Annotated in this window: 20 protein-coding genes; 11 read left to right on the plus strand and 9 right to left on the minus strand. The window is 60.5% G+C overall.

The window, feature by feature from the left end; all coding sequences use genetic code 11:
* Positions 1–241: 241 nt before the first annotated feature.
* Positions 242–1,045: a lytic murein transglycosylase gene (locus tag EOL43_RS11860; RefSeq protein WP_133488792.1), complete on the plus strand. Its 804-nt coding sequence runs from the start codon at positions 242–244 to the stop codon at positions 1,043–1,045.
* A 64-nt stretch (positions 1,046–1,109) separates the two neighbouring features.
* On the opposite strand, the gene prfB is transcribed toward EOL43_RS11860, so the two are convergent.
* From prfB to EOL43_RS11890, 6 genes are all read right to left on the minus strand, one after another.
* On the minus strand, positions 1,110–2,237 hold the full coding sequence (gene prfB / locus EOL43_RS11865; protein ID WP_133488794.1) for a peptide chain release factor 2: 1,128 nt from the start codon (positions 2,235–2,237) through the stop codon (positions 1,110–1,112).
* A 160-nt stretch (positions 2,238–2,397) separates the two neighbouring features.
* Positions 2,398–3,507: an ABC transporter ATP-binding protein gene (locus tag EOL43_RS11870; RefSeq protein ID WP_133488795.1), complete on the minus strand. Its 1,110-nt coding sequence runs from the start codon at positions 3,505–3,507 to the stop codon at positions 2,398–2,400.
* A gap of 2 nt (positions 3,508–3,509) precedes the next feature.
* Positions 3,510–5,144, minus strand: a complete 1,635-nt coding sequence (locus tag EOL43_RS11875; protein ID WP_240686543.1) for an alpha-amylase family glycosyl hydrolase — start codon at positions 5,142–5,144, stop codon at positions 3,510–3,512.
* A 3-nt stretch (positions 5,145–5,147) separates the two neighbouring features.
* Complete coding sequence (locus EOL43_RS11880; RefSeq protein ID WP_205669548.1) at positions 5,148–6,284, minus strand: carbohydrate ABC transporter permease; 1,137 nt, start codon at positions 6,282–6,284, stop codon at positions 5,148–5,150.
* The gene (locus EOL43_RS11885; RefSeq protein WP_133488800.1) at positions 6,281–7,276 is read right to left on the minus strand and encodes a carbohydrate ABC transporter permease; all 996 of its coding nucleotides are present in this window, start codon (positions 7,274–7,276) and stop codon (positions 6,281–6,283) included. The genes EOL43_RS11880 and EOL43_RS11885 overlap by 4 nt, the downstream gene beginning before the upstream one ends.
* Positions 7,277–7,368: 92 nt before the next feature.
* A complete protein-coding gene (locus tag EOL43_RS11890; protein ID WP_133488802.1) occupies positions 7,369–8,721 on the minus strand; it encodes an ABC transporter substrate-binding protein in 1,353 nt (450 codons plus the stop codon).
* A gap of 262 nt (positions 8,722–8,983) precedes the next feature.
* Here EOL43_RS11890 and EOL43_RS11895 point away from each other — a divergent pair, with 262 nt between their 5' ends.
* The 4 genes from EOL43_RS11895 to EOL43_RS11910 are packed head-to-tail and all read left to right on the plus strand — an operon-like array spanning position 8,984 to position 13,033.
* Positions 8,984–10,009, plus strand: a complete 1,026-nt coding sequence (locus tag EOL43_RS11895; RefSeq protein WP_133488804.1) for a substrate-binding domain-containing protein — start codon at positions 8,984–8,986, stop codon at positions 10,007–10,009.
* Between the two features lie 32 nt (positions 10,010–10,041).
* Complete coding sequence (locus EOL43_RS11900) at positions 10,042–11,370, plus strand: GH1 family beta-glucosidase (protein ID WP_133488806.1); 1,329 nt, start codon at positions 10,042–10,044, stop codon at positions 11,368–11,370.
* Positions 11,370–12,332 carry a glucokinase gene (locus EOL43_RS11905; protein WP_133488808.1) on the plus strand — a complete coding sequence of 321 codons (963 nt, stop codon included), beginning with the start codon at positions 11,370–11,372 and terminating at the stop codon, positions 12,330–12,332. The genes EOL43_RS11900 and EOL43_RS11905 overlap by 1 nt, the downstream gene beginning before the upstream one ends.
* Before the next feature lie 44 nt (positions 12,333–12,376).
* Entirely contained in the window at positions 12,377–13,033 is a 657-nt protein-coding gene (locus EOL43_RS11910; protein ID WP_133488810.1) for an NnrU family protein, read from the plus strand.
* On the opposite strand, the gene EOL43_RS11915 is transcribed toward EOL43_RS11910, so the two are convergent.
* Positions 13,008–13,931: a helix-turn-helix domain-containing protein gene (locus EOL43_RS11915; RefSeq protein ID WP_166636243.1), complete on the minus strand. Its 924-nt coding sequence runs from the start codon at positions 13,929–13,931 to the stop codon at positions 13,008–13,010. The two genes, EOL43_RS11910 and EOL43_RS11915, sit on opposite strands and share 26 nt — an antisense overlap.
* A 133-nt stretch (positions 13,932–14,064) precedes the next feature.
* Here EOL43_RS11915 and bcoG point away from each other — a divergent pair, with 133 nt between their 5' ends.
* The 6 genes from bcoG to EOL43_RS11945 are packed head-to-tail and all read left to right on the plus strand — an operon-like array spanning position 14,065 to position 21,139.
* Positions 14,065–14,976 carry a 3-dehydrocarnitine:acetyl-CoA trimethylamine transferase BcoG gene (gene bcoG / locus EOL43_RS11920; protein WP_133488814.1) on the plus strand — a complete coding sequence of 304 codons (912 nt, stop codon included), beginning with the start codon at positions 14,065–14,067 and terminating at the stop codon, positions 14,974–14,976.
* A complete protein-coding gene (locus EOL43_RS11925) occupies positions 14,973–15,749 on the plus strand; it encodes an SDR family oxidoreductase (RefSeq protein ID WP_133488816.1) in 777 nt (258 codons plus the stop codon). Before bcoG ends, EOL43_RS11925 begins: the two co-directional genes overlap by 4 nt.
* Entirely contained in the window at positions 15,750–17,150 is a 1,401-nt protein-coding gene (locus EOL43_RS11930) for a carnitine 3-dehydrogenase (RefSeq protein ID WP_133488818.1), read from the plus strand. It begins immediately after the preceding gene.
* Positions 17,150–18,310, plus strand: coding sequence for an acyl-CoA dehydrogenase family protein (locus tag EOL43_RS11935; protein WP_133488820.1), 1,161 nt, complete (start codon positions 17,150–17,152; stop codon positions 18,308–18,310). The genes EOL43_RS11930 and EOL43_RS11935 overlap by 1 nt, the downstream gene beginning before the upstream one ends.
* 1 nt (position 18,311) lies before the next feature.
* Complete coding sequence (locus EOL43_RS11940) at positions 18,312–20,339, plus strand: acetate--CoA ligase family protein (RefSeq protein WP_133488822.1); 2,028 nt, start codon at positions 18,312–18,314, stop codon at positions 20,337–20,339.
* Between the two features lie 14 nt (positions 20,340–20,353).
* Entirely contained in the window at positions 20,354–21,139 is a 786-nt protein-coding gene (locus EOL43_RS11945) for a carnitinyl-CoA dehydratase (RefSeq protein WP_133488889.1), read from the plus strand.
* Between the two features lie 61 nt (positions 21,140–21,200).
* On the opposite strand, the gene EOL43_RS11950 is transcribed toward EOL43_RS11945, so the two are convergent.
* Together EOL43_RS11950 and EOL43_RS11955 are read right to left on the minus strand one after the other, a co-directional pair.
* The gene (locus tag EOL43_RS11950) at positions 21,201–22,223 is read right to left on the minus strand and encodes a quaternary amine ABC transporter ATP-binding protein (protein ID WP_133488824.1); all 1,023 of its coding nucleotides are present in this window, start codon (positions 22,221–22,223) and stop codon (positions 21,201–21,203) included.
* Positions 22,216–23,082: an ABC transporter permease gene (locus EOL43_RS11955; RefSeq protein WP_133488891.1), complete on the minus strand. Its 867-nt coding sequence runs from the start codon at positions 23,080–23,082 to the stop codon at positions 22,216–22,218. Before EOL43_RS11955 ends, EOL43_RS11950 begins: the two co-directional genes overlap by 8 nt.
* Positions 23,083–23,102: the final 20 nt, after the last annotated feature.

Consider the following 23,102-nt stretch of genomic DNA (forward strand, 5'->3'; position numbering starts at 1 on the left):
TTTTTGTTTTCGCGCGCAGACCGAGTGTTGCGGGTGAATTTGCATCCGTCAAGTTTCTGAATGCGTTAATCTTTCCGCCCAACACCCTGATGACAGCGATAAAAAGGCCCGGGATCGTCCAAGCGAAAGAACAAAGGCTTGACCCGGATAGAGCGAACGCGCTTTCGTGCAATAGGTTCAATCGGCGCCCTCGGCTTGCCTATGGCTGCGCGTCCGATGTGTGTGTGACAGGGATTATGACATGCCATTTCTGAAAAAACTCATCGCTGTTGGAGGCCTCCTTTGCCTGACCTCGGGCGCGGCGATGGCCGCCAAATGCGGCAACACCTCCGCGGGGTTTGACGCGTGGAAATCCGACTTTGCCAAGCAGGCGCAGCGGTCGGGGGTTGGCAAGCGTGGGCTGCAGGCCTTGGCGGCGGCACGCTATTCACAGACCACGATCAATGCCGACCGCAACCAGAAGTCCTTCCGCTACACGCTTGCCAAGTTCATGCAGATCAGGGGCGCGGCCACGATCGAAGCGCAAGGGCGCAAGCGGTTGGCGAAGAACCCGCAATTCTATCAGTCGCTCGAGAAACGCTATGGCGTGCCGGCGGGCGTATTGCTGGCAATTCATGGGATGGAGACCGGGTTCGGCGGCTTCATGGGCGACACGCCAGTCGTCTCGGCGATTACCACATTGGCGTACGACTGCCGCCGGTCTGATTTCTTCAAGCCCCACGCAATTGGCGCGCTGAAACTGGTGGATCAGGGCACGATCACCGGCGCGACGCTTGGCGCCAAACACGGCGAACTTGGCCATACCCAATTCCTGCCCGGCAATGCCTATAAATACGGGGTCGATGCCTCGGGCGACGGGCGCGTGGATCTGTACAATCTGGCCGATGCGATGGCGACCACGGCAAATTTCCTGCGCAAGAAGGGCTGGAAACGGGGCAAAGGCTATCAAGAGGGCCAACCAAATTTCCGCGTGATCAAGGAATGGAACGCGGCGACGGTTTATCAGCAAGCCATCGCGATCATGGCAGCGAATATCGACAGATAAGCGGCCATGAAAAAGCCCCGGCCAGTGGGTCTGACCGGGGCTTGCTGTGTCGCTCAGTGCGGGCTTAGTCGTCTGCGTTCGCCTCGGACCGAGATTTACCGGCCACGTCTTGTGCCAGAACTGACGCCATGAACGCATCCAGATCGCCGTCCAGAACACCCTTGGTGTCCGACGTCTCGTGCCCCGTGCGCAGGTCTTTCACCATCTGATAGGGCTGCAGCACGTACGAACGGATCTGGTTGCCCCAGCCCGCGTCGCCTTTGTTTTCATGCGCCTCGTTGATCGCGGCGTTCCGGCGATCCAGCTCCATCTGATAGAGGCGCGATTTCAGCGCTTTCATGGCGATGTCACGGTTCTGGTGCTGCGATTTTTCCGAACTGGTCGTGACGATCCCCGTCGGGATGTGGGTAATCCGCACAGCCGAGTCCGTCGTGTTCACGTGCTGACCACCCGCACCGGACGAACGATACGTGTCGATGCGAATGTCCGAGGGGTTCACCTCGATCTCGATATTGTCGTCGACCACGGGATAGACCCAGACCGAGCTGAACGAGGTGTGGCGCTTGGCCGCCGAGTCATAGGGCGAAATCCGCACCAGCCGGTGCACGCCGCTTTCCGACTTCAGCCAGCCATAGGCGTTGTGGCCAGAAATCTTGTAGGCGGCGGATTTAATGCCCGCCTCTTCGCCCGCGCTTTCCGACTGAAGCTCGACCTTGTAGCCATGCTTTTCGGCCCAGCGGACATACATCCGTGCCAGCATCGAGGCCCAGTCACAGCTTTCCGTGCCGCCCGCGCCCGAGTTGATTTCAAGGAAGGTGTCGTTGCTGTCAGCCTCGCCGTCCAGCAGCGCTTCCAGCTCGGCGGCGGCGGCTTTCTTGACCAAAGCCTTCAACGAGGATTCAGCGTCCGAGACAACCTCGTCATCTTCTTCCATTTCGCCCAGTTCGATCAGGTCAATATTGTCCTGAAGGTCCTGCGCCATGGATTTATAGCTGTTCACGCTATCCAGCAGCGACTGACGTTCGCGCATCAGTTTCTGCGCGCGGTCGGGATCGTTCCACAGGTCCGGGTCTTCAGTCATCGCGTTGAATTCCTCCAACCGATGTTCCGCCGTGTCCCAACCGATCCGCTGCCGCAAAAGCGCCAGCGATTTTTCGATTGCATCAACGTTGTTCTGAGCCTCTGCCCGCATGGGTTCGTTCCCTGTCCGAAATCTCGTCCCCCGCAATATCAACAGGGGCACGGATGGGCAAGCGCGGATGGATGCCCTGCCCCCAATAGAAAGGGCCGCAGAGGTCGTACCCCTACGGCCCCTTGGCCATGTGAGTGGTTTGGGAGAGGACGGCCAGCCCTCAGGTCCGCATGGTGATGCCGTCCGCGAAAATCTGCAGTTTCGACGGGTCCGCGGTCAGGCGCACGCGTTGCCCCTTCAACTGGTCATGGATGCCAGGGAGCTTGGCAATCAGATGGGTTTGGTTGGCGCTGTCCGCCCCCTCGCCCACGGACATTTTCGCCGGGAGATACAGAAGCGAGACTTCGCCCAGTGCTTCGACAATCTCGACCTCGCCTTCGAAGATCGCGTCACCATCGGCGATCACGAAATCTTCGGGACGGACGCCCAGATTGACCACGCGGCCCATGTCGGCCTCGGTCGTGGCGATTTCGGTCGTGGCGACACCGCCCGCGTCCAACGTGACCTCGGTTTTCGCGCCGGTTGCGGTGATTTTGCCCGGCAAGAGGTTCATCGCGGGCGAGCCTATGAATTGCGCCACGAACTCGGTCCGGGGGCGTTCATACAGTTCCAGAGGACTGCCGACCTGCGCGATCCCCTTGTTGGCCAGAACCACGATGCGATCCGCCAGCGTCATCGCTTCGACCTGATCGTGGGTCACATAGATCATGGTGCTGTCGGGCATCGCCTCTTTCAACTGCGCAATCTCGATCCGGGTCGCGACCCGAAGCGCGGCGTCGAGGTTCGAGAGCGGTTCGTCAAACAGATAAACCTTGGGGTCGCGTACAATCGCGCGGCCAATCGCCACCCGCTGGCGCTGCCCGCCGGACAGCGCTTTGGGCAGGCGGTCCAGATAGGGCTCCAACTGCAACGCCTTGGCGGCACGATCCACTGCGGCGTCAATCTCGGCCTTGGGTTTCTTGGCGATGTTCAACGCAAAGGCCATGTTGTCGCGCACCGTCATATGCGGATAGAGCGCATAGGACTGGAACACCATCGCGATGCCGCGTTGGCTGGGGGGGACGTCGTTCACCACCTGCCCGTCGATCTCCAACGTGCCATCCGTGATCTTCTCAAGCCCCGCGATCATGCGCAGAAGCGTGGATTTCCCGCAGCCCGAAGGCCCGACAAAGACGATCAGCTCGCCGGTTTTGATGTCCAGATCAATGTCGTTCAGGACGTTCACATTGCCATAGCTTTTGACAACATCTGTCAGCTTCAGATCGGCCATGGCTACACCTCTTCTTTCTTCATGATCAGCGCACCCCATGCCGGGATGTCGCCAGTGTTGTCCCCGATCAGCACCTGCCAACCCCCACTGGGACGGTCCGTCGTGATCGGCGCATTGCCAAGATTGAACTGGCATAGAATCCGTTCATTCCCGTGCAGACGTTCGAACTGCAAAAGCGGTCCATCAGCCTCAAGATCCAGCATCTCGCCCTTGGCGAGCGCCGGATGGGCACGGCGAAGCGCGATGACATCGCGATAGTGATGAATCAGCGCGTCATTGCTGGCCTCGGCCTGATCGACCGCCATAGGCAGGTGATCAGCAGCCACAGGCAGCCATGTATCGGCATTGGACGAGAAGCCACCTTGCGGGGCCTTGGCTGACCACACCATCGGCGTACGGCACCCGTCGCGGCCTTTGAATTCAGGCCAGAATTCAATGCCGTAGGGGTCTTGCAGGTCTTCGAAGGCGACATCGGCCTCGGCCAGACCCAACTCTTCGCCTTGATAGATGCAGGCTGATCCACGCAGGGACATCAGAAGGGTCACGAACAGGCGTTGCGCCTGTTCGGACAAGTCCCAACGTGTTGCGTGGCGGGCGACGTCATGGTTCGAATAGGCCCAACAGGCCCACCCGTCCGGCGCGACCTCAGCCACTTTATGCATCACCTCGGCCACGCGGGCGGCATCGGGTTGATCCCCGGACAACAGCTCGAATGCATAGCACATTTGCACCAGACCATCGCCGCGTGTGTACTCGCCCATGATCTCGAGCCCGCGTTGGGCGTCACCGACTTCGCCAACCGCAGCGGCCCCATAAGGCTCCATCACCGCGCGCAGTTTGCGCAGGAAGTCTAGCGTCTCGGGCCGGTTCTTGTCGTAGAGATGTTCCTGATGGTTATAGGGGTTCACCGCGGGCGCGATGGTGCTGTTGCGATCTTCGGGTGCCAGCGGCGGGTTATCACGCAGCTGGGCGTCGTGGGTGTAAAAGTTGATCGTGTCCAGTCGGAAACCATCCACACCACGTTCAAGCCAGAACCGGGCCACGTCCAGCAGCGCCTCTTGCACCTGAGGTTCGTGGAAGTTCAGATCAGGCTGCGAGGTCAGGAAGTTGTGCAGATAATACTGCTGGCGCTTTCCATCCCACTGCCACGCCGGGCCACCAAAGATCGACAACCAGTTGGTGGGCGGTGTGCCATCCGGTTTAGGCTCGGCCCAAACATACCAGTTGGCCTTTTCGTTTTCGCGATCCTGACGGCTTTCTTGAAACCACGCGTGCTGATCCGAGGTGTGACTGAGCACCAAATCGATCATCACCTTCAGCCCCAGCCCGTGTGCCGCGCTGATCAGTTGATCAAACTCGGACAGCGTGCCGAACATCGGGTCCACGTCGCAATAATCTGACACGTCATAGCCGAAATCCTTCATCGGAGACGTGAAGAAGGGCGAGATCCAAAGCGCATCCACACCAAGCGAGGCGATATGCGGCAGGCGGCGGGTGATGCCGGCCAGGTCGCCAATGCCATCGCCATTATCGTCTTGATAGCTACGCGGATAGACCTGATAGATCACCGCGCCACGCCACCAATCGGGGTCCTTGGTCAGGTGTCTCATATCCTGTTGAGAAACGGTTGCGTTCATGTGTCAGCCCCCTTTGACTGATCCGGCCAGAAGGCCGCGCACGAGATAGCGTTGGAGTGAGAAGAAAACGAAGATCGGCACCGCGATCGAGACAAAGGCCGAAGCCGCCAGGATCTCCCAATCGCCACCGCGCGAGCCCAGAAGGTCCACGATGCGGCCGGTCATAACGACCTGATCCTCGCCAGTGCCAAGGAACACTTTGGCGACCAGCAGGTCGTTCCAGACCCACAGGAACTGGAAGATCGCGAAGGATGCCAGCGCCGGGAAGGACAGCGGCAGGATGATGCGGCGGAAGATCTGGAAATCAGTGGCGCCGTCGACACGAGCGCTTTCGATGATCTCGCCGGGCAGGCCGACCATGTAGTTACGCAGAAGGAAGACCGCCAAAGGTAATCCGAACCCGGTATGCGCAAGCCATATCCCCAGATAGCCTTTGCCCAGCCCAATCCCGATATGCAGCTTTAGAAGCGGGATAAAGGCGACCTGAAGCGGCACGACCAGCAGGCCAACCACGGCAGCGACCAGAAGGGCACGGCCCGGCATCTCCATCCACGCCAGCGCGTAGGCAGCGAAGGCGGCGACGAGCACCGGAATGATCGTGGCGGGGATGGTCACAGTCAGCGTGTTCAGCAGCGAGCGCCCCATACCTTCGGCGAACAGCACCTCGCGGTAGTTGTCCAAAGTAAAGCCCGGAGGCGTCTCGGCCCGCACGAACAGACGTTGCCCGCGACTTCCACTGGGTTCTTCTGCGTATTCGATGCGATAGCGGCCATCCGACTGCACGGTAATCTTGTGCCCACGCGCATGGGTGGCCGTGTCGCCGGGGGTAAAGGCCACGGGCTCTTTCGAGGTAATGCCGAAGGCCGTGACGGTCACGCCCTGCCCTTCCAGTACCTGCCCTTCGATAACCCAAAGATCTCCCTCGGGCTTGGCTTCACCGGGCGCCAAGGCGCGCTCGATCACGTTCTTTTCCGACGCGGACAAGGCGGTCCACCAGCCCGAAGTCGAAATCGCGTCCCGATCCCGGAACGAGCTGATCAAAAGCCCGACCGTCGGGATGATCCACAGCAGCACCAAAAGGGCTGCCGACAGGTTGACCGCCCATGTCAGGCGGGATTTGCCTCCTGCCATATCCATCAGCGTGACTCCTTATGTGCGTTGTAGATGTTCCAGACCATGACCGGCGTGACCAGAAGCATGATCACCACCACGATGGCCGAGCCGCGCCCGAAATCTGGGGATCCGCGGAACATCCAGTCATACATGAGATTGGCCAGAACCTGCGTGCCCCATTGGCCGTTGGTCATGGCGAAAACAATGTCGAAGACCTTCAGGACGGTCACGGTGATCGTCGTCCAGACGACCGCGATTGTGCCCCAGATCTGCGGGATCTTGATCTTGAAGAAGACCTGAAGCGGGCTTGCGCCGTCCAGATAGGCGGCCTCGATCGTTTCTTCACTAATGCCCTTCAGGGCGGCGGACAGGATCACCATGGCAAAGCCCGTCTGGATCCAGATCAGGATCGCCATCAGGAAGAAATTGTTCCAGAAGGGCAGCGTGATCCACGCCTGCGGATCGCCGCCGAACGCCTGAACCAGCGCGTTCAGAAGACCGATCTGCTCGCCCTGATTGTCGCCGCGATAGTCATAGATGAACTTCCAGATCACCGCAGCACCGACAAAGCTGATGGCCATCGGCATGAAGACAAGGCTTTGCGCAAGCTGCCCCCATTTGATGCGGTCCGTCAGTCCGGCGGCTACTAGACCAAAGAAGGTCGACGCAGCAGGCACGACAAGCAGCCACATCAGGTTGTTCACAAGGCTCTCGCGAAACTTTTCGTCCTGAGCCAGCCATGTGTAGTTGCCGACACCGATGAAGTCTCCTCCACTGTCATGCAGTGACAGATAGGCCGTCGAGAACACCGGATACAGCAGGTAGATCGACAGGATGGCAAGCGCTGGGAACACGAACAGCCAAGGGCGGATGGCATTCGCCCGATTGATGTTACGCCCGGCATTGGGTCCTTTTGCCGGACACATCCGGTCAAGGAGAAGATTTGAGAAGTAGAAATAGGCGACGCAGCCAAATACACCGATGATGATTGTCGACAGCGCGAAGAGTGCTTGTTGCATGTCTCCCCCTTTCCAACCGAAGCGCTGGCCCTTCGGTGTGGATGATACGCCCCGGCGACGGTGTCGCCGGGGGTGAGTTGCTTAGGTCCAGATTACTTGATCGAGTCCCAGGTGGACTGGATAGAGGCCGCAACTTCTGCCGCGTCTTTGCCGCCAGCATAGTCTACCATGCCGGTCCAGAAGACGCCTGCGCCAACCGCACCCGGCATCAGATCCGATCCGTCGAAGCGGAATGTGTCAGCATTCAGCAGGATGTCGTTCATCTTGGCCACGGTCGGGTCTGTATAAACGCCGGTGTTCACACCCTTATGCGGGGTTAGGAACCCGGTCTGCGCCATCCAGACTTCGTGCGCGATGGGGGACTTCAGGAACTCCATGAAGGCCTGCGCGCCTTTGCTGTCAGAGGTGATCGCCCACAATGTACCGGCGCCCAAGACAGGCTTACCCAGATCCTTGCCCTCGTAGGCCGGGAAGTAGAAGAAATCAGCGTCCACGCCCACTTCGGTACCTTCCGGGAAGAAGCTGGGAATGAAGCTGGCCTGACGGTGCATGTAGCACTGCGGCGGCGAGGCGAACATGCCCTGCGGGCTGTCGCGGAAGTCGGTGGTGGCCACTGCCCCAGCCCCGCCAGATACGTAAGCGTCATTGCGGGCAAACGCGCCAAATTCCTCGATCGCGGCAACCACTTTGGGGTCGTCGAATTTCAGTTCGTTGGCGACCCAAGCGTCGTAATCCGCAGGCGACTGGGTGCGTAGCATCATGTCCTCGACCCAGTCGGTTGCAGGCCAGCCGGTCGCGCCGCCAGATCCCAGACCGATGCACCATGGCACACCTCCATCGTCCACGATCTGATCGGTCAGCGCCTTCAGCTCTTCCATCGACTGCGGCACGTCATAGCCCGCATCCTCGAAGTTCTCGGGCACGTACCACACCAGCGACTTCAGATCGACTTTGTAGAAGAAGCCATAATGGGCGGGATTGCCGTCTTTCCCGGCATAGGTGCCCAGATCCACCCAGCTTTGACCGGCCGCATAGTTGTCACGCACCCAATCCGCCGTGCCGTCTGGCAAGGCTGAAAAATAGCCTTTCGAGGCCAAATCTGCGGCAAGCCCCGGCTGCGGGAACACCGCAATGCTAGGCGCGCTGCCAGCCTCGGTATCAATCACGATTTGCTGCTCAAAGCTGTCCGAGCCGGAATACTGCACATCCGCCCCGGTGGCAGCTTCGAAATAGGCAATCACGCTTTCCACCAGCTCTTTGTCCGGCCCAAGCCACGGACCAAGGATGGTGATCGTCTCGCCCGACAGATCCATCGACTTCAGCGCCTCAAAGCTATCCCAGGTAAACGCTCCGTCCCCCGGAGCAAACTTCAGATGCCCGTCGGCAAATCCTGCGCCAGCCGACAAGGCGAGCGCGGCAGCGCTTGCGTAAAACACGTTCTTCATAATGTCCTCCCACGACATTTCATCGAGCCCGATGATGATTAGGCCGGAAAAACCGGCTGCGCCTTGCGGATCTCCGAACTTCCCAAAGCGCTTTGAATGCCTCACAGTCGCCGTTAAAGCGATTCCTGTCAACAGCAATGTTAGCGCCATCATTTTTTACACTTTAACCTTTACATAGCAAGGCTATCGCGCATAGCGTAGACGTTAACACTTACCATCACCGACCAGAACTCGCCCTCAAACCGCTTTGGATTCGACACACATGACGCTCAAGGAACTCTCTGATCTGCTCGGACTTTCGCCGACCACGGTCAGCCGTGCTTTGAACGGCTATCCCGAGGTATCCGAGGCCACACGCAAGAAGGTCGCCGCCGCTGCCCGCGCCCATGGATACGCCCCGAACACCCGCGCCCGTGCGCTCGCCACGGGCCGCGCCATGGCCATCGGGCATGTGATTCCGATCAGCGCGAAGCACGAGATGGTGAACCCGATTTTCGCGGATTTCACGGCGGGTGCTGGCGAGGTCTATTCGCGCAATGGCTATGATATGCTGATGTCCGTGGTGTCGGATGATGACGAGGAACAGGCCTATCGCAGCTTCGCCACCAAGCGGAATGTGGATGGGTTGATCATCCACGCGCCCAGCCTGAACGACCAGCGTATCCCCTTCCTGAACGACCTTGGCCTGCCTTATGTGGTGCATGGGCGCAGCTCGAACGCGACGGCGCCATATGCGTGGGTGGACGTGAATAACACCCGCGCCTTCCAGCGCGCGACCGAGCTGTTGCTGGATCTGGGTCATAGACGCATCGCGCTTCTGAACGGGCTCGAGCATATGGACTTCGCGGCCCGCCGTCGCGCCGGATATGAAGCGGCGTTGGCAGCACGCGGCGTCACCCCTGACCCGTCCTTGATGTTCTCCGGCGAAATGACCGAGGCGCAGGGCCACGACCTGACTCGAACCCTTCTGGCCCGCCCGGATCGTCCAACGGCCATCCTTGTCAGCTCGATGATCATGGCCATCGGGGTGCGCCGCGGGATCGAGGAATTGGGCCTGACCCTGGGCCGGGACGTGTCTTTGATCACCTATGACGATGACCTTAGCTATTTCCGCAATGGCTCGGACATCCCCGTCTATACCGCCACCCGGTCGTCGGTTCGCGAGGCTGGGCGGCGTGCCGCTCAGATGCTGATCGACATCATCAACGGAAAAGACAGCCCAACCGAGCTGTTGCTTGAAGCCGAACTGACGCTGGGCATGTCTACGGGTCCCGCCCGCCGCGACTAACAACAAAAAACAAACCTGAAGGAACAAGATTGATGCTGCCACATCGCTCTGATTTTCCGTCTGATTTTCTGTTCGGGGCCGCGACCTCGGCCTATCAGATCGAAGGCCACGCCCAAGGGGGGGCCGGGCGCACCCACTGGGATGATTTCGCAGCCACCCCCGGCAATGTCGCCGGCGCCGAAAACGGATCCATCGCCTGCGATCACCTGAATCGGATGGACGAGGACTTGGACCTGCTGAAAGACGCGGGCTTTGACGTCTACCGCTTCTCGACCAGTTGGGCGCGGGTCCTGCCCGAAGGGCGCGGAACGCCGAATGCGCAAGGCTTGGATTTCTATGACCGCCTTGTTGACGGGCTACTGGAACGCGGGATTAAACCGGCCGCGACCCTTTATCACTGGGAACTTCCCTCGCCCCTGTCCGATCTGGGCGGCTGGCGCAACCGCGACATCGCCAGTTGGTTCGCCGACTATACCGAGGTCATCATGTCCCGCATCGGGGATCGAGTCTGGTCGGCCGCCCCCATTAACGAACCGTGGTGCGTGGCATGGCTATCGCATTTCGAAGGGGCGCATGCGCCGGGCCTGCGCGATATCCGCGCCACGGCCCGCGCCATGCACCACGTGTTGCTGGCCCACGGGCGCGCGACGCAGGTCATGCGCGGGCTGGGCATGACCAACCTCGGCGCGGTCTGCAATATGGAGCTCGCCGCCCCGGCGCAGGAAACGGAAACGGCACGTCACGCGGCACAGGTACAGGACGCGATCTATAACCGGTTCTTCATCTCGGGCCTCACCAAGGGCTGCTACCCGGACGAGGTGCTCGATGGCCTTGGCGCGCATTTGCCGGATGGGTGGCAAGACGATTTCGACACGATCACCCAGCCCATCGACTGGATTGGCCTGAACTACTACACCCGCAAGCTTTATGATGCGGCCCCCGCCGGTGCCCCGTGGCCCGCCACGGTCGAGGTCGAAGGCCCCTTGCCCAAGACCGCCATGAACTGGGAAATCTACCCCGAGGGTTTGTCCCATTTCCTGACCATGATTCAGCGGGACTACACAGGTGATCTGCCGATCTATGTGACCGAGAACGGCATGGCCGGACTGTCCGAACTGACGGGCGATCCCCTATCCGATCCAGACCGCATCGCCTATTTGGCCGCGCATCTTGAGCAGGTCCAGAACGCCGTGTCGCAAGGCGTGCCAGTGAAGGGTTATTTCACATGGTCGCTTCTGGACAATTACGAATGGGCGTTGGGATATGCGCCACGATTTGGCCTGATACATGTGGACTGGACGTCGCTAAACCGTTATCCGAAGGCATCGTTTAGCGCTATCAAAGAGGCTTTGAACAGCTGATGCCCCACCACTCGATCGTCGCGGATGTCGGCGGCACCAACACCCGCGTTGCCATCGCGCGCGACGGGCAGGTTCTGCCGGACAGCATTCGTAAATTCGCCAATGCAGACCACAAGAGCCTAACAGACATCCTGTCGGCCTACCGCCAAAGTCATGACATGGTGATGGTCGAGCAAGCCGCCGTCGCCATCGCCGGACCGGTGCGTGACGGAGAGGGACGCCTGACCAATTTGGACTGGGCGATTGATTGTGCATCCTTGACGCAAGCGACCGGCGCACCGGATGCGCATGTGCTGAACGATCTTCAGGCTCAGGCCCATGCGGTTGGGGCGCTGGACCCCGCCAATGTCGAGGCTATCCGGACAGGCCAAAGAGCCAGCCCCGAAGCTGCGCATCTGGTGGTCGGCATTGGCACCGGGTTCAATTCGGCCGTGGCCTATCACACCAAGGGCGGACGGCTTGTACCGCCCGCAGAAAGTGGCCATGCCACCTTGCCCGTCGGCACCGCGGATCAATTTGCCTTCGCAGAGTATCTGCGCAGCCGTTTCGACCACGCCGCAATCGAAGACGCCCTATCCGGGCGCGGGCTTGGGCATTGCCACGACTGGTTCTGCCATCGTGCAGGCCAACCAGTCGGCGCGACATCCACACAGGTTTTTGCCGATGCTGAAGCTGGTGACGATATGGCGAAAGAGGCGATCAACCTGTTCAGCTGCATCCTTGGCACCGTTCTGGGCGATCTGGCCCTGACCACCCTGCCCTTTGGCGGCATCTATCTGGTGGGCGGCATGTCCCGTGCGATTTCGCCGTGGCTGGCTCAGACGGGCTTCGAGGCCGCGTGGTACGACAAAGGGCGGTTTGGTCCGTTTCTGGATCAGTTCCCCATCCGTCTGGTCACAGACGACTATGCCGCATTGACCGGATGCGCCAGTTTCCTGGAAGAGTACCGCAATACGCATTAGCCCGACGGCAAATGCAGAAATTCTGATCGGTTGCGGAGGCAATCATGCTGGATTGGGTCATCTATACCCTTGCGATCCTTGTGTTTTTCCTGACGCATTCGATCCCCGTGCGGCCCGCGAACAAGGCGAAGGTCGTCGCGCAGCTGGGCGCGCTTGGCTTCACGCTGAGCTATTCAGCGCTGTCCATTGCGGCGCTCAGCTTCGTGATCTACGCGGCAAATCGCGCCCCGATTGTCGAGCTGTGGCCATGGGCGCCGTGGCAGAACCACGTGACGCTATTAGCGATGGCTGTGTCTGTCACTATCGCGGCACTTGCCATCGCACGCCCTAACCCGCTGTCTTTCGGAGGCCGCAACAACCACACATTTAACCCGCTCGCCGCCGGAATCGTCGGGTGGACACGCCACCCGCTGTTGGTCGCCCTGTTACTTTGGGCCTTGGGTCACCTGATCCCCAATGGCAACCTGGCACATGTGATCCTGTTCGGCCTGTTTGCCAGCTTCTCTTTCCTTGGAAAGCGCATCATCGACAAGCGGAACCAGAGACTTCTGGGCCTCGAGACCTGGCAGCACCTTTCACACACGCAGCGAGACATCGCAATCACAAGAACCGGCCTGATACGCGTCTGCATTGGCATCGCCATTTTTCTTCTGCTCTTGCATGTCCACAGCGCAATCATCGGCGTGATACCCCTGCCCTGACCAATTCACCTCGTGCAACCGCCAAAGGCGTCAAACCGAACTCTTGACGGAATGCCCGTGCGAAGGCGCTGGCATCCGCGTACCCTGATCGAAGCGATACTTCCGCGACCGACAATCCGCCCGCTTCCAACATCCGCCGCGCCGCGTTCAGACGCAGGCGACGATAGACCTTGCGGGGAGATGCCCCGAAGTGGCGTTCGAAACGTGCCTCGAGATCTCGCTGCCGACAGCCCGACAGTCGCGCCAATGCAGGAATGGTCAGCGGGACCTCTATATTGGCTTCCATTGCACGCAAGCATGTATCCACACGGCGATCCGAACGCGCTCGCGCGACAATCTGCGGCGCGGTGGCGTTCTCGGACATGAACATCTGGTTGATCTCTAGCAAAATTGCAGCACCGTGATCCTGCCCGATCAATTCGCAAGTTAGCTCATACGCCGCCATACCCCCGCTGCAGGTGATCCGGTCACGATCCTGCAACCATCGCGCCCGCTCGACTTCGATGTCGGTGAACTGTTCGGCAAAGGCGTCCTGCAGATCAAAGTGAATGGTTGCACGATACCCATCCAGCAGCCCTGCTGCCCCTAACAACCAGCACCCGGCATCCACCCCTGCCACAGATGAGAATCGCCCCGCCAATCCGCGTAGAACCTTGCGTGTTTGCGCAGTTGCGTGGCGAACATGGTCATAACTGGCCACGGCATAAACCACGTCCCCCTTGTCAATGTCCGCCAGCCGCGCGGTGGGCATGATCGGCAACCCGCTTGAGGTATGTGCCACGTCGTCATCCGGTGTGACAATGCGCCAGCGATACGCCTCGCGCCCCAACAACGTGTTGGTTGCGCGTAGCGGCTCCAACAGGTTGGCGAGCGCGAGGTTCGAGAACCTGTCGAACAAGAGAAACACAATTTCTCGCGTCCTGGAGTCGGATTTTGACCAAATCTGCATACTTGTATCTAATTCCGCACAGAAACATCCGTCAATTCCCCCTGTGATGAACAGGTGAAATTCCGCATCAGGAGGGACCAAGATGCCGCTTGCCATGAACCGAGACGTTTTCATCACCTGCGCCGTGACCGGCTCGGGCTCGACCCAAGATCGTTCGCCCCATGTACCGCGCAGCCCGAAAGAGATCGCGGACAGCGCGATCGAGGCGGCAAAAGCGGGCGCCGCCGTTGTCCACTGCCACGTGCGCGACCCCGAAACCGGCACCCCTTCGCGCGATCTGAAATTGTATCGGGAGGTCACGGACCGCATTCGCGACGCAGACGTCGACGTGGTCCTGAACCTCACCGCGGGCATGGGGGGGGACATCGTTTTTGGTTCCTCTGATGCGCCCTTCCCCGTGAACGCCGCGGCCACCGACATGGTTGGCGCCGAAGAACGCGTGGCCCATGTGGCCGAATGCCTGCCCGAGATCTGCACGCTGGATTGCGGCACGATGAACTTCGCAGAAGCGGATTACGTGATGACCAACACGCCCGGCATGCTGCGCGCAATGGGCCAGATGATGACCGATCTGGGCGTGAAGCCGGAAATCGAAGCCTTCGACACCGGCCATCTTTGGTTCGCCAAGGAACTGGTGAAGGAAGGCATATTGGAGCCCAACGCCCTTGTGCAGCTCTGCATGGGCGTTCCGTGGGGCGCACCGGATGACCTGAACACCTTCATGGCGATGGTGAACAACGTGCCAGACGATTGGACCTTCTCGGCCTTTTCGCTGGGGCGCAACCAGATGGCCTATGCGGCGGCCGCTGTTCTGGCAGGCGGCAACGTGCGCGTCGGACTTGAGGACAACCTGTGGCTGGACAAAGGCGTTTTGGCCACCAACGCCCAACTGGTCGAACGCGCCCGCGGCGTGGTCGAGGGCATGGGCGCGCGCATCATCGGTCCCGACGAGGTGCGCAAGAAACTTGGCCTCACAAAACGAGCCCCTGTATGAACGGGCTTGAGGGCAAACGCGTCCTGATCACGGCAGGTGGCAGCGGAATTGGCGCTTGTTTCGCCCGCCGCTTTCATTCCGCGGGGGCCAATGTCGCGATCTGTGACATGGACGAAAAGGCCCTGGACGAAACAGCAAATGCCCTGCCGGGCGCCATCGCTGTTGCGGCCAATGTGACCCAGCCGGACGAGATGAAAGTGCTGTTTGACACGCTCGACCGCGATTGGGGTGGTGTCGATATGCTGTGCGCCAATGCTGGCACGGGTGGCCCCGCAGGTGCGATCGAAGACCTTTCGCTGGACGATTGGCGGGCCTGCCTTTCAGCCAATCTGGACGGTGCCTTTCTGGCCTGTGGCTGGGCAGCGCGTCACATGAAGAACCAAGGTAGTGGCAGCATGCTTCTGACCTCTTCTACCGCAGGGCTCTGGGGTTATCCAATGCGCTCGCCCTACGCGACGGCCAAATGGGGCGTGATTGGGTTGATGAAAACGCTGGCGTCGGAACTCGGCCCCTACGGCATCCGCGTGAACGCACTCTGCCCAGGCGCTGTCGAAGGCCCGCGCATGGAACGGGTGATCACGCGCGAAGCTGAAGCGCATGGACTGGACCCGGATGAGCTGCGCGAGCGCTACGTCACGGGCGTGGCAATGAAAACATGGGTTACGGCAGATGATCTGGCCGATACAGCTTTGTTCCTGGCCTCGGACGCCAGCAGCAAAGTCTCGGGTCAGGCCTTGGCCGTGGACGGGCATACAGAAAGCTTAGTTGGGTAGATGACAATGAAAGCAGCGATTATTGGCGGTGGCGTGATTGGCGGCGGATGGGCCGCACGCTTCCTTTTGAACGGATGGGATGTGGCGGTTTTTGACCCCGATCCCGAGGCTGAACGCAAAATCGGCGAGGTTCTGGCGAATGCGCGGAGGTCTTTACCCGGTCTCTACGACACGGCGCTGCCAACCGAGGGCACGCTCACCTATCACAGCGATCTGGCCGAGGCTGTCGCGGGTGCCAACTGGGTGCAGGAAAGTGTGCCGGAACGGCTGGATCTGAAGCACAAGGTGCATGCGAGCCTGACCGAGCTTGCCCCTGACACGGCCATCATCGGCTCGTCAACATCGGGCTTCAAACCCTCAGAATTGAACGAAAAAGGTGCGCGGGCCATTGTGACCCACCCGTTCAACCCGGTCTATCTTCTGCCGCTGATCGAGCTGGTCGGCGACGCAGACACCTGTGCCCGCGCGGCCGATATCCTGCGGGAGATCGGCATGTTCCCCCTGACCGTTCGCAAGGAAATCGACGCGCATATCGCTGACCGCCTGCTGGAAGCCGTCTGGCGCGAAAGCCTGTGGCTGGTGAAGGACGGCGTCGCCACGACCGAGGAAATCGACGAGGCGATCCGCATGGGCTTTGGTCTTCGCTGGGCGCAGATGGGTCTGTTCGAGACCTATCGCATCGCGGGCGGCGAAGCGGGCATGAAGCACTTCATGGCGCAGTTTGGCCCCTGCCTTAGCTGGCCCTGGACCAAGCTGATGGACGTGCCGGAGTTCACCGAGGAACTTGTCGACCTGATCGCAGGCCAATCGGACGCGCAATCCGGCCACCTCTCGATCCGCGAGTTGGAGCGTCTGCGGGATGACAACCTCGTCTCGATGATGCGGGCCTTGAAGGCACGCGGGCAAGGGTCCGGCGCGGGCAAGGTCATCCGTGACCACGAAGCGGCCCTGTTCCCCGACATGTCCGACGATGCCCCCCTGCGCACCATGTCGCGCGATGTGCCGATCGACTGGACCGACTATAACGGCCACATGAATGAAAGCCGCTATGGGCAGGTGTTCTCGGACGCCGCCGATCGCGTGATGATCCATGTCGGCGCGGATGCAGACTATATCGCGGGCGGTCTCAGCTATTTCACTGCCGAAACCACCATCAAATATCTGGATGAATGCCACGCGGGCGATGCCTTCTATGTCGACAGCACCGTCACGCTGGGCGAAGGCAAGAAACTGCGCCTGTGGCACGAAATGAAACGCGCCTCGGACGGGGGAACGCTGGCCACCTGCGACCAGTTCCTGCTGCATGTGGACCTGAACACCCGCAAATCCTGCCCGCCTGCCCCCGCCGTCGAAGCTCGGGTCGAAGCGCTGGCCAAACTGCACGCCAAAGGAGACGCGTGATGCATTTCGGATTGTCTGACGAACAGGAAATGATCGTCTCGACCGTGCGGTCGTTTGTCGAAAACGAGATCTACCCGCATGAAGCCGAGGTCGAGCGCACCGGACAGGTGCCGCACGAGCTGGGGATGGAGATCAAGCAGAAGTGCATTGATCTGGGCTTTTACGCCTGCAACTTCCCGGAAGAGGTCGGCGGTGCGGGCCTGTCCCACCTCGATTTCACGCTGGTGGAGCGCGAGCTGGGCCGTGGCTCGATGGCGCTGACCCATTTCTTCGGGCGGCCTCAGAACATCCTGATGGCTTGTAAGGACGATCAGCGCGAACGCTATCTGCTGCCTGCTGTACGGGGCGAAAAGATGGACGCGCTTGCCATGACCGAACCGGATGCCGGATCGGATGTGCGCGGGATGAAAGCCAGCGCTGTGCGGGATGGGGGTGACTGGGTTCTGAACGGATCAAAGCACTTTATCTCTGGCGCGGAACATGCTGATTTCTTTATTGTTTTCATCGCAACAGGCGTGGAGGATACCCCCAAGGGGCCAAAGAAACGCATCACCTGCTTCCTTGTGGATCGCGGCACGCCTGGCTTTGAGGTGCGCGAGGGCTACAAGTCCGTCAGCCATCGCGGCTACAAGAATTACGTGCTGGATTTCGACAATTGTCGCCTGCCCGACGCGCAGGTGCTGGGCGAGGTCGATGGCGGTTTTGCCGTGATGAACGAATGGCTCTACGCCACCCGCCTAACCGTCGCCGCCTTCTGTGTCGGTCGCGCACGCCGCTGCTTCGATCTGGCGGTAGAATACGCCGCCGAGCGCAAGCAATTCGGCCAGCCCATCGCCAAGTTTCAGGGCGTCAGCTTCCAGATCGCCGACATGATCACCGAGATCGACGCGGCCGATTGGCTAACCCTGTCCGGTGCGTGGCGGTTGGACCAGAACCTGCCCGCGAACCGCGAGATTGCCTCGGCCAAGCTCTACGCCTCTGAAATGCTGGCCCGTGTGACCGATGCCAGCCTACAGGTCTTTGGCGGCATGGGGCTGATGGATGACTTCCCCATCGAACGCTTCTGGCGCGATGCGCGTGTGGAACGGATCTGGGACGGCACCTCGGAAGTTCAGCGCCACATCATCAGCCGCGACCTGTTCCGGCCGCTGGGCGCCTAAGATGGAGCGCCTTGACCGGCTTCTCCGCCCGCGCTCCATTGCCGTGATCGGCGGTGGGGTCTGGTGCGCCAATGTGATCGAGCAATGCCGCAAAGTGGGCTTTCAGGGCGAGATCTGGCCCGTCCACCCGACGAAACCCGAGGTGGGCGGGCTGCCCGCCCACCCCTCGATCGAAGCCCTGCCCTCGGCTCCAGATGCAAGCTTTGTCGGCGTGAACCGGAATGTGACCATCGAGGCAATTGCCGCGCTCTCAGCCGCGGATGCAGGTGGCGCAATCTGCTTTGCCTCGGGGTTCCGCGAAGCCAGCGCCGAGCTGGCGGATGGCGTGGCTCTGGAACAGGCACTTCTGGATGCCGCTGGCGATATGCCCATCATCGGACCCAACTGTTATGGGTTTCTGAACCTTCTGGACGGTGCCGCCTTATGGCCCGACCAACATGGTGCGACGCGATGCGAGAGCGGCGTGGCGATCATCACCCAAAGCTCGAACATCGCGATCAACCTGACCATGCAAAAGCGCGGCCTGCCTGTGGCGTATGTGGTCACGGCGGGCAATCAGGCGCAAACCGGCTTGGCCGAGATCGGGCAAGCATTGCTAGAAGACAGCCGCGTTACCGCGCTGGGGCTGCATATCGAAGGGATCGGCGATTTGCGCGCGTTCGAGGCGCTGGCGCGGCGGGCAGCAGAGCTTGGAAAGCCCATTGTCGCGCTGAAAGTGGGGCGGTCAGATCAGGCGCGGGCCGCCACGATCTCGCACACCGCTTCCCTTGCCGGCAGCGACGCAGGCGCGCGCGCTTTGCTGGAACGACTAGGGATTGGTCAGGTGGACAACCTATCCGCCTTTCTTGAGGCGCTGAAACTCTTGCATGTCACCGGCCCGCTTGCCTCCAACCGAATTGCCTCGGCTTCCTGCTCGGGCGGTGAGGCCAGCCTGATGGCGGACGCGGCGCACGCCCTTCGCATCGACTTCCCGGCCCTTCTGCCCGCCCAATCAGACGGGTTGCGCGCGGCCCTAGGCCCCAAGGTATCGCTCGCCAATCCGTTGGATTACCACACCTATATCTGGGGCGATGTCGCGGCGATGACCGCGACGTTTACGGCGCTTATGCAGGGCGATCTGTCACTTGGCGTGGTGGTGCTGGACTTCCCGCGCGCCGATCGCTGTGACAGCGCCGAATGGGACAAGGTGATCGATGCGGTCGAAGCAACCATGCACGCCACCGGGCGCCCCATGGGCATTCTGGCCTCGCTGACCGATACCATGCCCGAGGATGTCGCACAGGCCCTGATGACGCGTGGGATCGTGCCGTTCTCTGGTATGGCAGAGGCGATGGCGGCAATTGATCTGGCGGCGAACCTGCCCCCAGCGCAGGCCACGCCCCTGTTTCTGGAACCACCATCGGACGAAGGCACGACATTGTCCGAAGCCGACGCAAAAGCTGCGCTGGCGGAGTTTGGACTGCGGGTGCCCGGCGCACAGCGTGTCCCCGCGCCCGACGCTGCCGCCGAGGCCGCCAAGGACTTGGGCTTCCCGGTCGTTCTGAAAGGCGAAGGCATCGCCCACAAGACCGAGGCCGGTGCGGTCGCGCTACACCTGACCAGCGCCGAAGCCGTCGCAGACGCCGCACGCGGAATGCCCACCGACAGCTACCTTGTGGAAGAGATGTTGACCGGCGTGCTGGCAGAGCTGCTTGTGGGCGTAACCTATGACCCGGCACATGGCTATGTGCTGACAGTGGCGGCTGGGGGCACGCTGACCGAAATCTTGAAGGACAGCCGTTCCCTTCTGCTGCCCGTCCACCGTGATGACGTTCGCACGGCGCTGGAGCAGTTGAAAATCGCGCCTTTGCTCGCCGGATATCGCGGTGCAGCACCGGCCGATATGGACGCGGTGCTGGACGCGGTGGACGCAATCCAGTCCTATGTTATGGCCAATCCCGCGGCCGAAATTGAAGTGAACCCGCTGATGGTCATGGCCGATCGCGCCGTGGCCGCAGACGCCCTGATCCGCACCGGAGGAGACACATGACCGATCTGACCAACCTGACTGACGGCCCCATTCGCACCACCCGCAATGGCCACATTCTTGAGGTCACGCTGGACCGCCCCAAAGCCAATGCGATTGATCTGGCCACCAGCCGGATCATGGGCGACGTGTTTACCGCGTTCCGCGATGATCCCGAGTTGCGCGTCGCGCTTCTGACCGCCGAGGGTGAGAAATTCTTCTGCCCCGGCTGGGATTTGAAGGCGGCAGCGGACGGGGACGCTGTGGATGGAGACTATGGCGTCGGCGGTTTTGGCGGGCTGCAAGAGCTGCGCGGGCTGAACAAACCGGTGATCTGCGCGGTGAACGGGATTTGCTGTGGTGGCGGGTTGGAATTGGCACTGTCGGCTGACATCATCCTTGCAGCAGACCACGCTACGTTTGCTTTGCCGGAAATCCGGTCGGGGACTGTGGCGGATGCGGCCTCGATCAAGCTGCCCAAGCGGATCCCCTATCACATCGCGATGGAGATGCTGCTGACCGGCCGCTGGATCGACACCGAGGAAGCTGCCCGCTGGGGCATGATCAACCATGTCTACCCTGCTTCCGACCTGATGGCCGAAGCCCGCAAGCTGGCCGAGCTTTTGGCCTCAGGCCCGCCGCTGGTTTACGCCGCAATCAAAGAAGTGGTGCGCGAGGCTGAGGACATGAAGTTCCAGGATGCGTTGAACAAAATCACCAAAAGCCAGTTTGAAACGGTCGAAAAGCTCTACCGCTCGGAAGATCAACTGGAAGGTGCACGTGCCTTTGCCGAAAAGAGGGATCCTGTCTGGAAGGGCAAGTAGATCCCAAAAACAAAAAAGGGCGGCTGAACTGGCCGCCCTTTCGCGTTTTCAGAATCCAGTGTCAGGCGTGCATCGCGGCCACCGCATCGGCCAGATGAACCTGTCCGGTGACTTTGCCCTGTTCGTCCTTCACTGGAACGATATGTCCTTCGGCGCCTGCGATCACTTCAAGGGCGTCCTCAAGCACCATGCTATCCGCCAAGGCATCCCCCGCCGGAGCATCCCCGTTCAGAGGCTTTTGCAGCGCGCGCAGGCGCACCACTTTGGCGCGGTTGATCTCGCGGGTGAAGTCCGCGATGTAGTCATCTGCCGGATGCAGCACGATATCCTGCCCGTCGCCGGTCTGGATCAGCGCGCCGTCTCGCAGGATCGCAATATTATCGCCCAATCGCAGCGCCTCGTCCAAGTCGTGGGTAATGAAGACGATGGTCTTGTGTAGCTCCTCCTGAAGCTCCAACAGGATCCCCTGCATATCCATTCTGATCAACGGATCCAGCGCCGAGAACGCCTCGTCCATCAGCAGGATATCGGCATCCGTCGCCAGCGCGCGGGCCAGCCCGACACGCTGCTGCATACCGCCAGACAGCTGGCCGGGATAATAATCCTCGTAGCCCGTCAAGCCCACACGGTCGAGCCAATGGCGTGCCCGTTTTCCAGCCTCGTCTTCTTTGATCCCCTGAATGAGCAACCCGTATTCGGCGTTCTCAAGAACCGTGCGGTGGGGCAGAAGCGCAAACTTCTGAAACACCATCGACATCTTGAACCGGCGCAAATCGCGCAGACGGTTTTCATCCATCGCCAAGACGTCTTCTCCATCCACGATGACCTCGCCCGCTGTGGGATCAATCAAGCGGTTCAGGTGACGGATCAGCGTTGACTTGCCCGACCCAGACAGCCCCATCACCACTTGGATCTTACGATCATGCATATCCAGCGAGATATCGTTCAAGCCAAGCACATGGCCGGTTTGATCAAGCAGGTCATCCTTCGACAGCCCCTCGCGCACCCGCTCCATCGCTTTGGCAGGATTGTTGCCAAAGATCTTGTACAGGTTGCGGATCGAGATCTTGATGTCATCAGTCATGGCCAGTCTCCCGATAGGCTTGCAGGCGTTTACCATAGGTCTGGCTGACGCGGTCAAAGATGATGGCCAGGGCCACGATGGCCAGCCCATTCATCAGGCCAAGCGCCAGATACTGGTTTGAAATCGCGCGCAAAACCGGAACGCCAAGCCCCTGCACCCCGATCATCGAGGCGATGACGACCATGGACAGGGCCATCATGATGGTCTGGTTTACACCGGCGAAGATGTTGGGGAGCGCCAGCGGAATCTGTACCCCAAAGAGCTTCTCTTTGTACGAAGCACCGAAGGCATCGGCGGCTTCCATGACCTGTTTGTCGACCAAGCGGATACCCAGATTTGTCAGACGCACGATGGGAGGCAGCGCATAGATGCAAACCGCAAGAAGTCCCGGCACTTTGCCGATGCCCAGAAGCATCACGACGGGGATCAAGTAAACGAAGCTGGGGATCGTCTGCATCACGTCAAGGATGGGGGTGATGATCGATTGCGCACGATCATAGCGGGCCATCATGACACCCAGCGGGATACCCACGAGGATACACAAGAAGGTCGCGACCGAGATGATTGCAAGCGTCGACATCGTGTCTTCCCACATGCCGAAAAACCCAATGACCATCAGACAGACCCCTGCCCCGATGGTGATTTTCCATGACCGCGCGCCGGCATAAGCCAAGCCGCACAGGACGAGGATGATAATCGGCCAAGGTGTGGCCAGAAGCAGATCCTCGAACCAGACCAGAAATCTCAGAAGCGGATAGAAGATCGCCTCGATTGTTTCACCCCATGCGCGGGTGAACTCGCGGAACGTGCCGTCGATAGCACGTCTGAGCGCACTCAGGTATAAAGGGCGGCGCAATATTGGACCACGGTAGCGCCGCC

It is taken from the genome of Aliiroseovarius marinus (assembly GCF_004360145.1).
In the GTDB taxonomy this organism is placed as follows: domain Bacteria; phylum Pseudomonadota; class Alphaproteobacteria; order Rhodobacterales; family Rhodobacteraceae; genus Aliiroseovarius; species Aliiroseovarius marinus.

What these genes read in the sequence shown, in the direction of transcription:
- EOL43_RS11950 (WP_133488824.1), bottom strand. Translation starts at nt 22,223, where the DNA reads ATGACTGATGACATCAAGATCTCGATCCGCAACCTGTACAAGATCTTT.
- EOL43_RS11875 (WP_240686543.1), bottom strand. Translation starts at nt 5,144, where the DNA reads ATGAACGCAACCGTTTCTCAACAGGATATGAGACACCTGACCAAGGAC.
- EOL43_RS11900 (WP_133488806.1), top strand. Translation starts at nt 10,042, where the DNA reads ATGCTGCCACATCGCTCTGATTTTCCGTCTGATTTTCTGTTCGGGGCC.
- EOL43_RS11895 (WP_133488804.1), top strand. Translation starts at nt 8,984, where the DNA reads ATGACGCTCAAGGAACTCTCTGATCTGCTCGGACTTTCGCCGACCACG.
- EOL43_RS11910 (WP_133488810.1), top strand. Translation starts at nt 12,377, where the DNA reads ATGCTGGATTGGGTCATCTATACCCTTGCGATCCTTGTGTTTTTCCTG.
- EOL43_RS11870 (WP_133488795.1), bottom strand. Translation starts at nt 3,507, where the DNA reads ATGGCCGATCTGAAGCTGACAGATGTTGTCAAAAGCTATGGCAATGTG.
- EOL43_RS11940 (WP_133488822.1), top strand. Translation starts at nt 18,312, where the DNA reads ATGGAGCGCCTTGACCGGCTTCTCCGCCCGCGCTCCATTGCCGTGATC.
- EOL43_RS11905 (WP_133488808.1), top strand. Translation starts at nt 11,370, where the DNA reads ATGCCCCACCACTCGATCGTCGCGGATGTCGGCGGCACCAACACCCGC.
- EOL43_RS11925 (WP_133488816.1), top strand. Translation starts at nt 14,973, where the DNA reads ATGAACGGGCTTGAGGGCAAACGCGTCCTGATCACGGCAGGTGGCAGC.
- EOL43_RS11935 (WP_133488820.1), top strand. Translation starts at nt 17,150, where the DNA reads ATGCATTTCGGATTGTCTGACGAACAGGAAATGATCGTCTCGACCGTG.
- bcoG (WP_133488814.1), top strand. Translation starts at nt 14,065, where the DNA reads ATGCCGCTTGCCATGAACCGAGACGTTTTCATCACCTGCGCCGTGACC.
- prfB (WP_133488794.1), bottom strand. Translation starts at nt 2,237, where the DNA reads ATGCGGGCAGAGGCTCAGAACAACGTTGATGCAATCGAAAAATCGCTG.
- EOL43_RS11860 (WP_133488792.1), top strand. Translation starts at nt 242, where the DNA reads ATGCCATTTCTGAAAAAACTCATCGCTGTTGGAGGCCTCCTTTGCCTG.
- EOL43_RS11885 (WP_133488800.1), bottom strand. Translation starts at nt 7,276, where the DNA reads ATGCAACAAGCACTCTTCGCGCTGTCGACAATCATCATCGGTGTATTT.
- EOL43_RS11890 (WP_133488802.1), bottom strand. Translation starts at nt 8,721, where the DNA reads ATGAAGAACGTGTTTTACGCAAGCGCTGCCGCGCTCGCCTTGTCGGCT.
- EOL43_RS11930 (WP_133488818.1), top strand. Translation starts at nt 15,750, where the DNA reads ATGACAATGAAAGCAGCGATTATTGGCGGTGGCGTGATTGGCGGCGGA.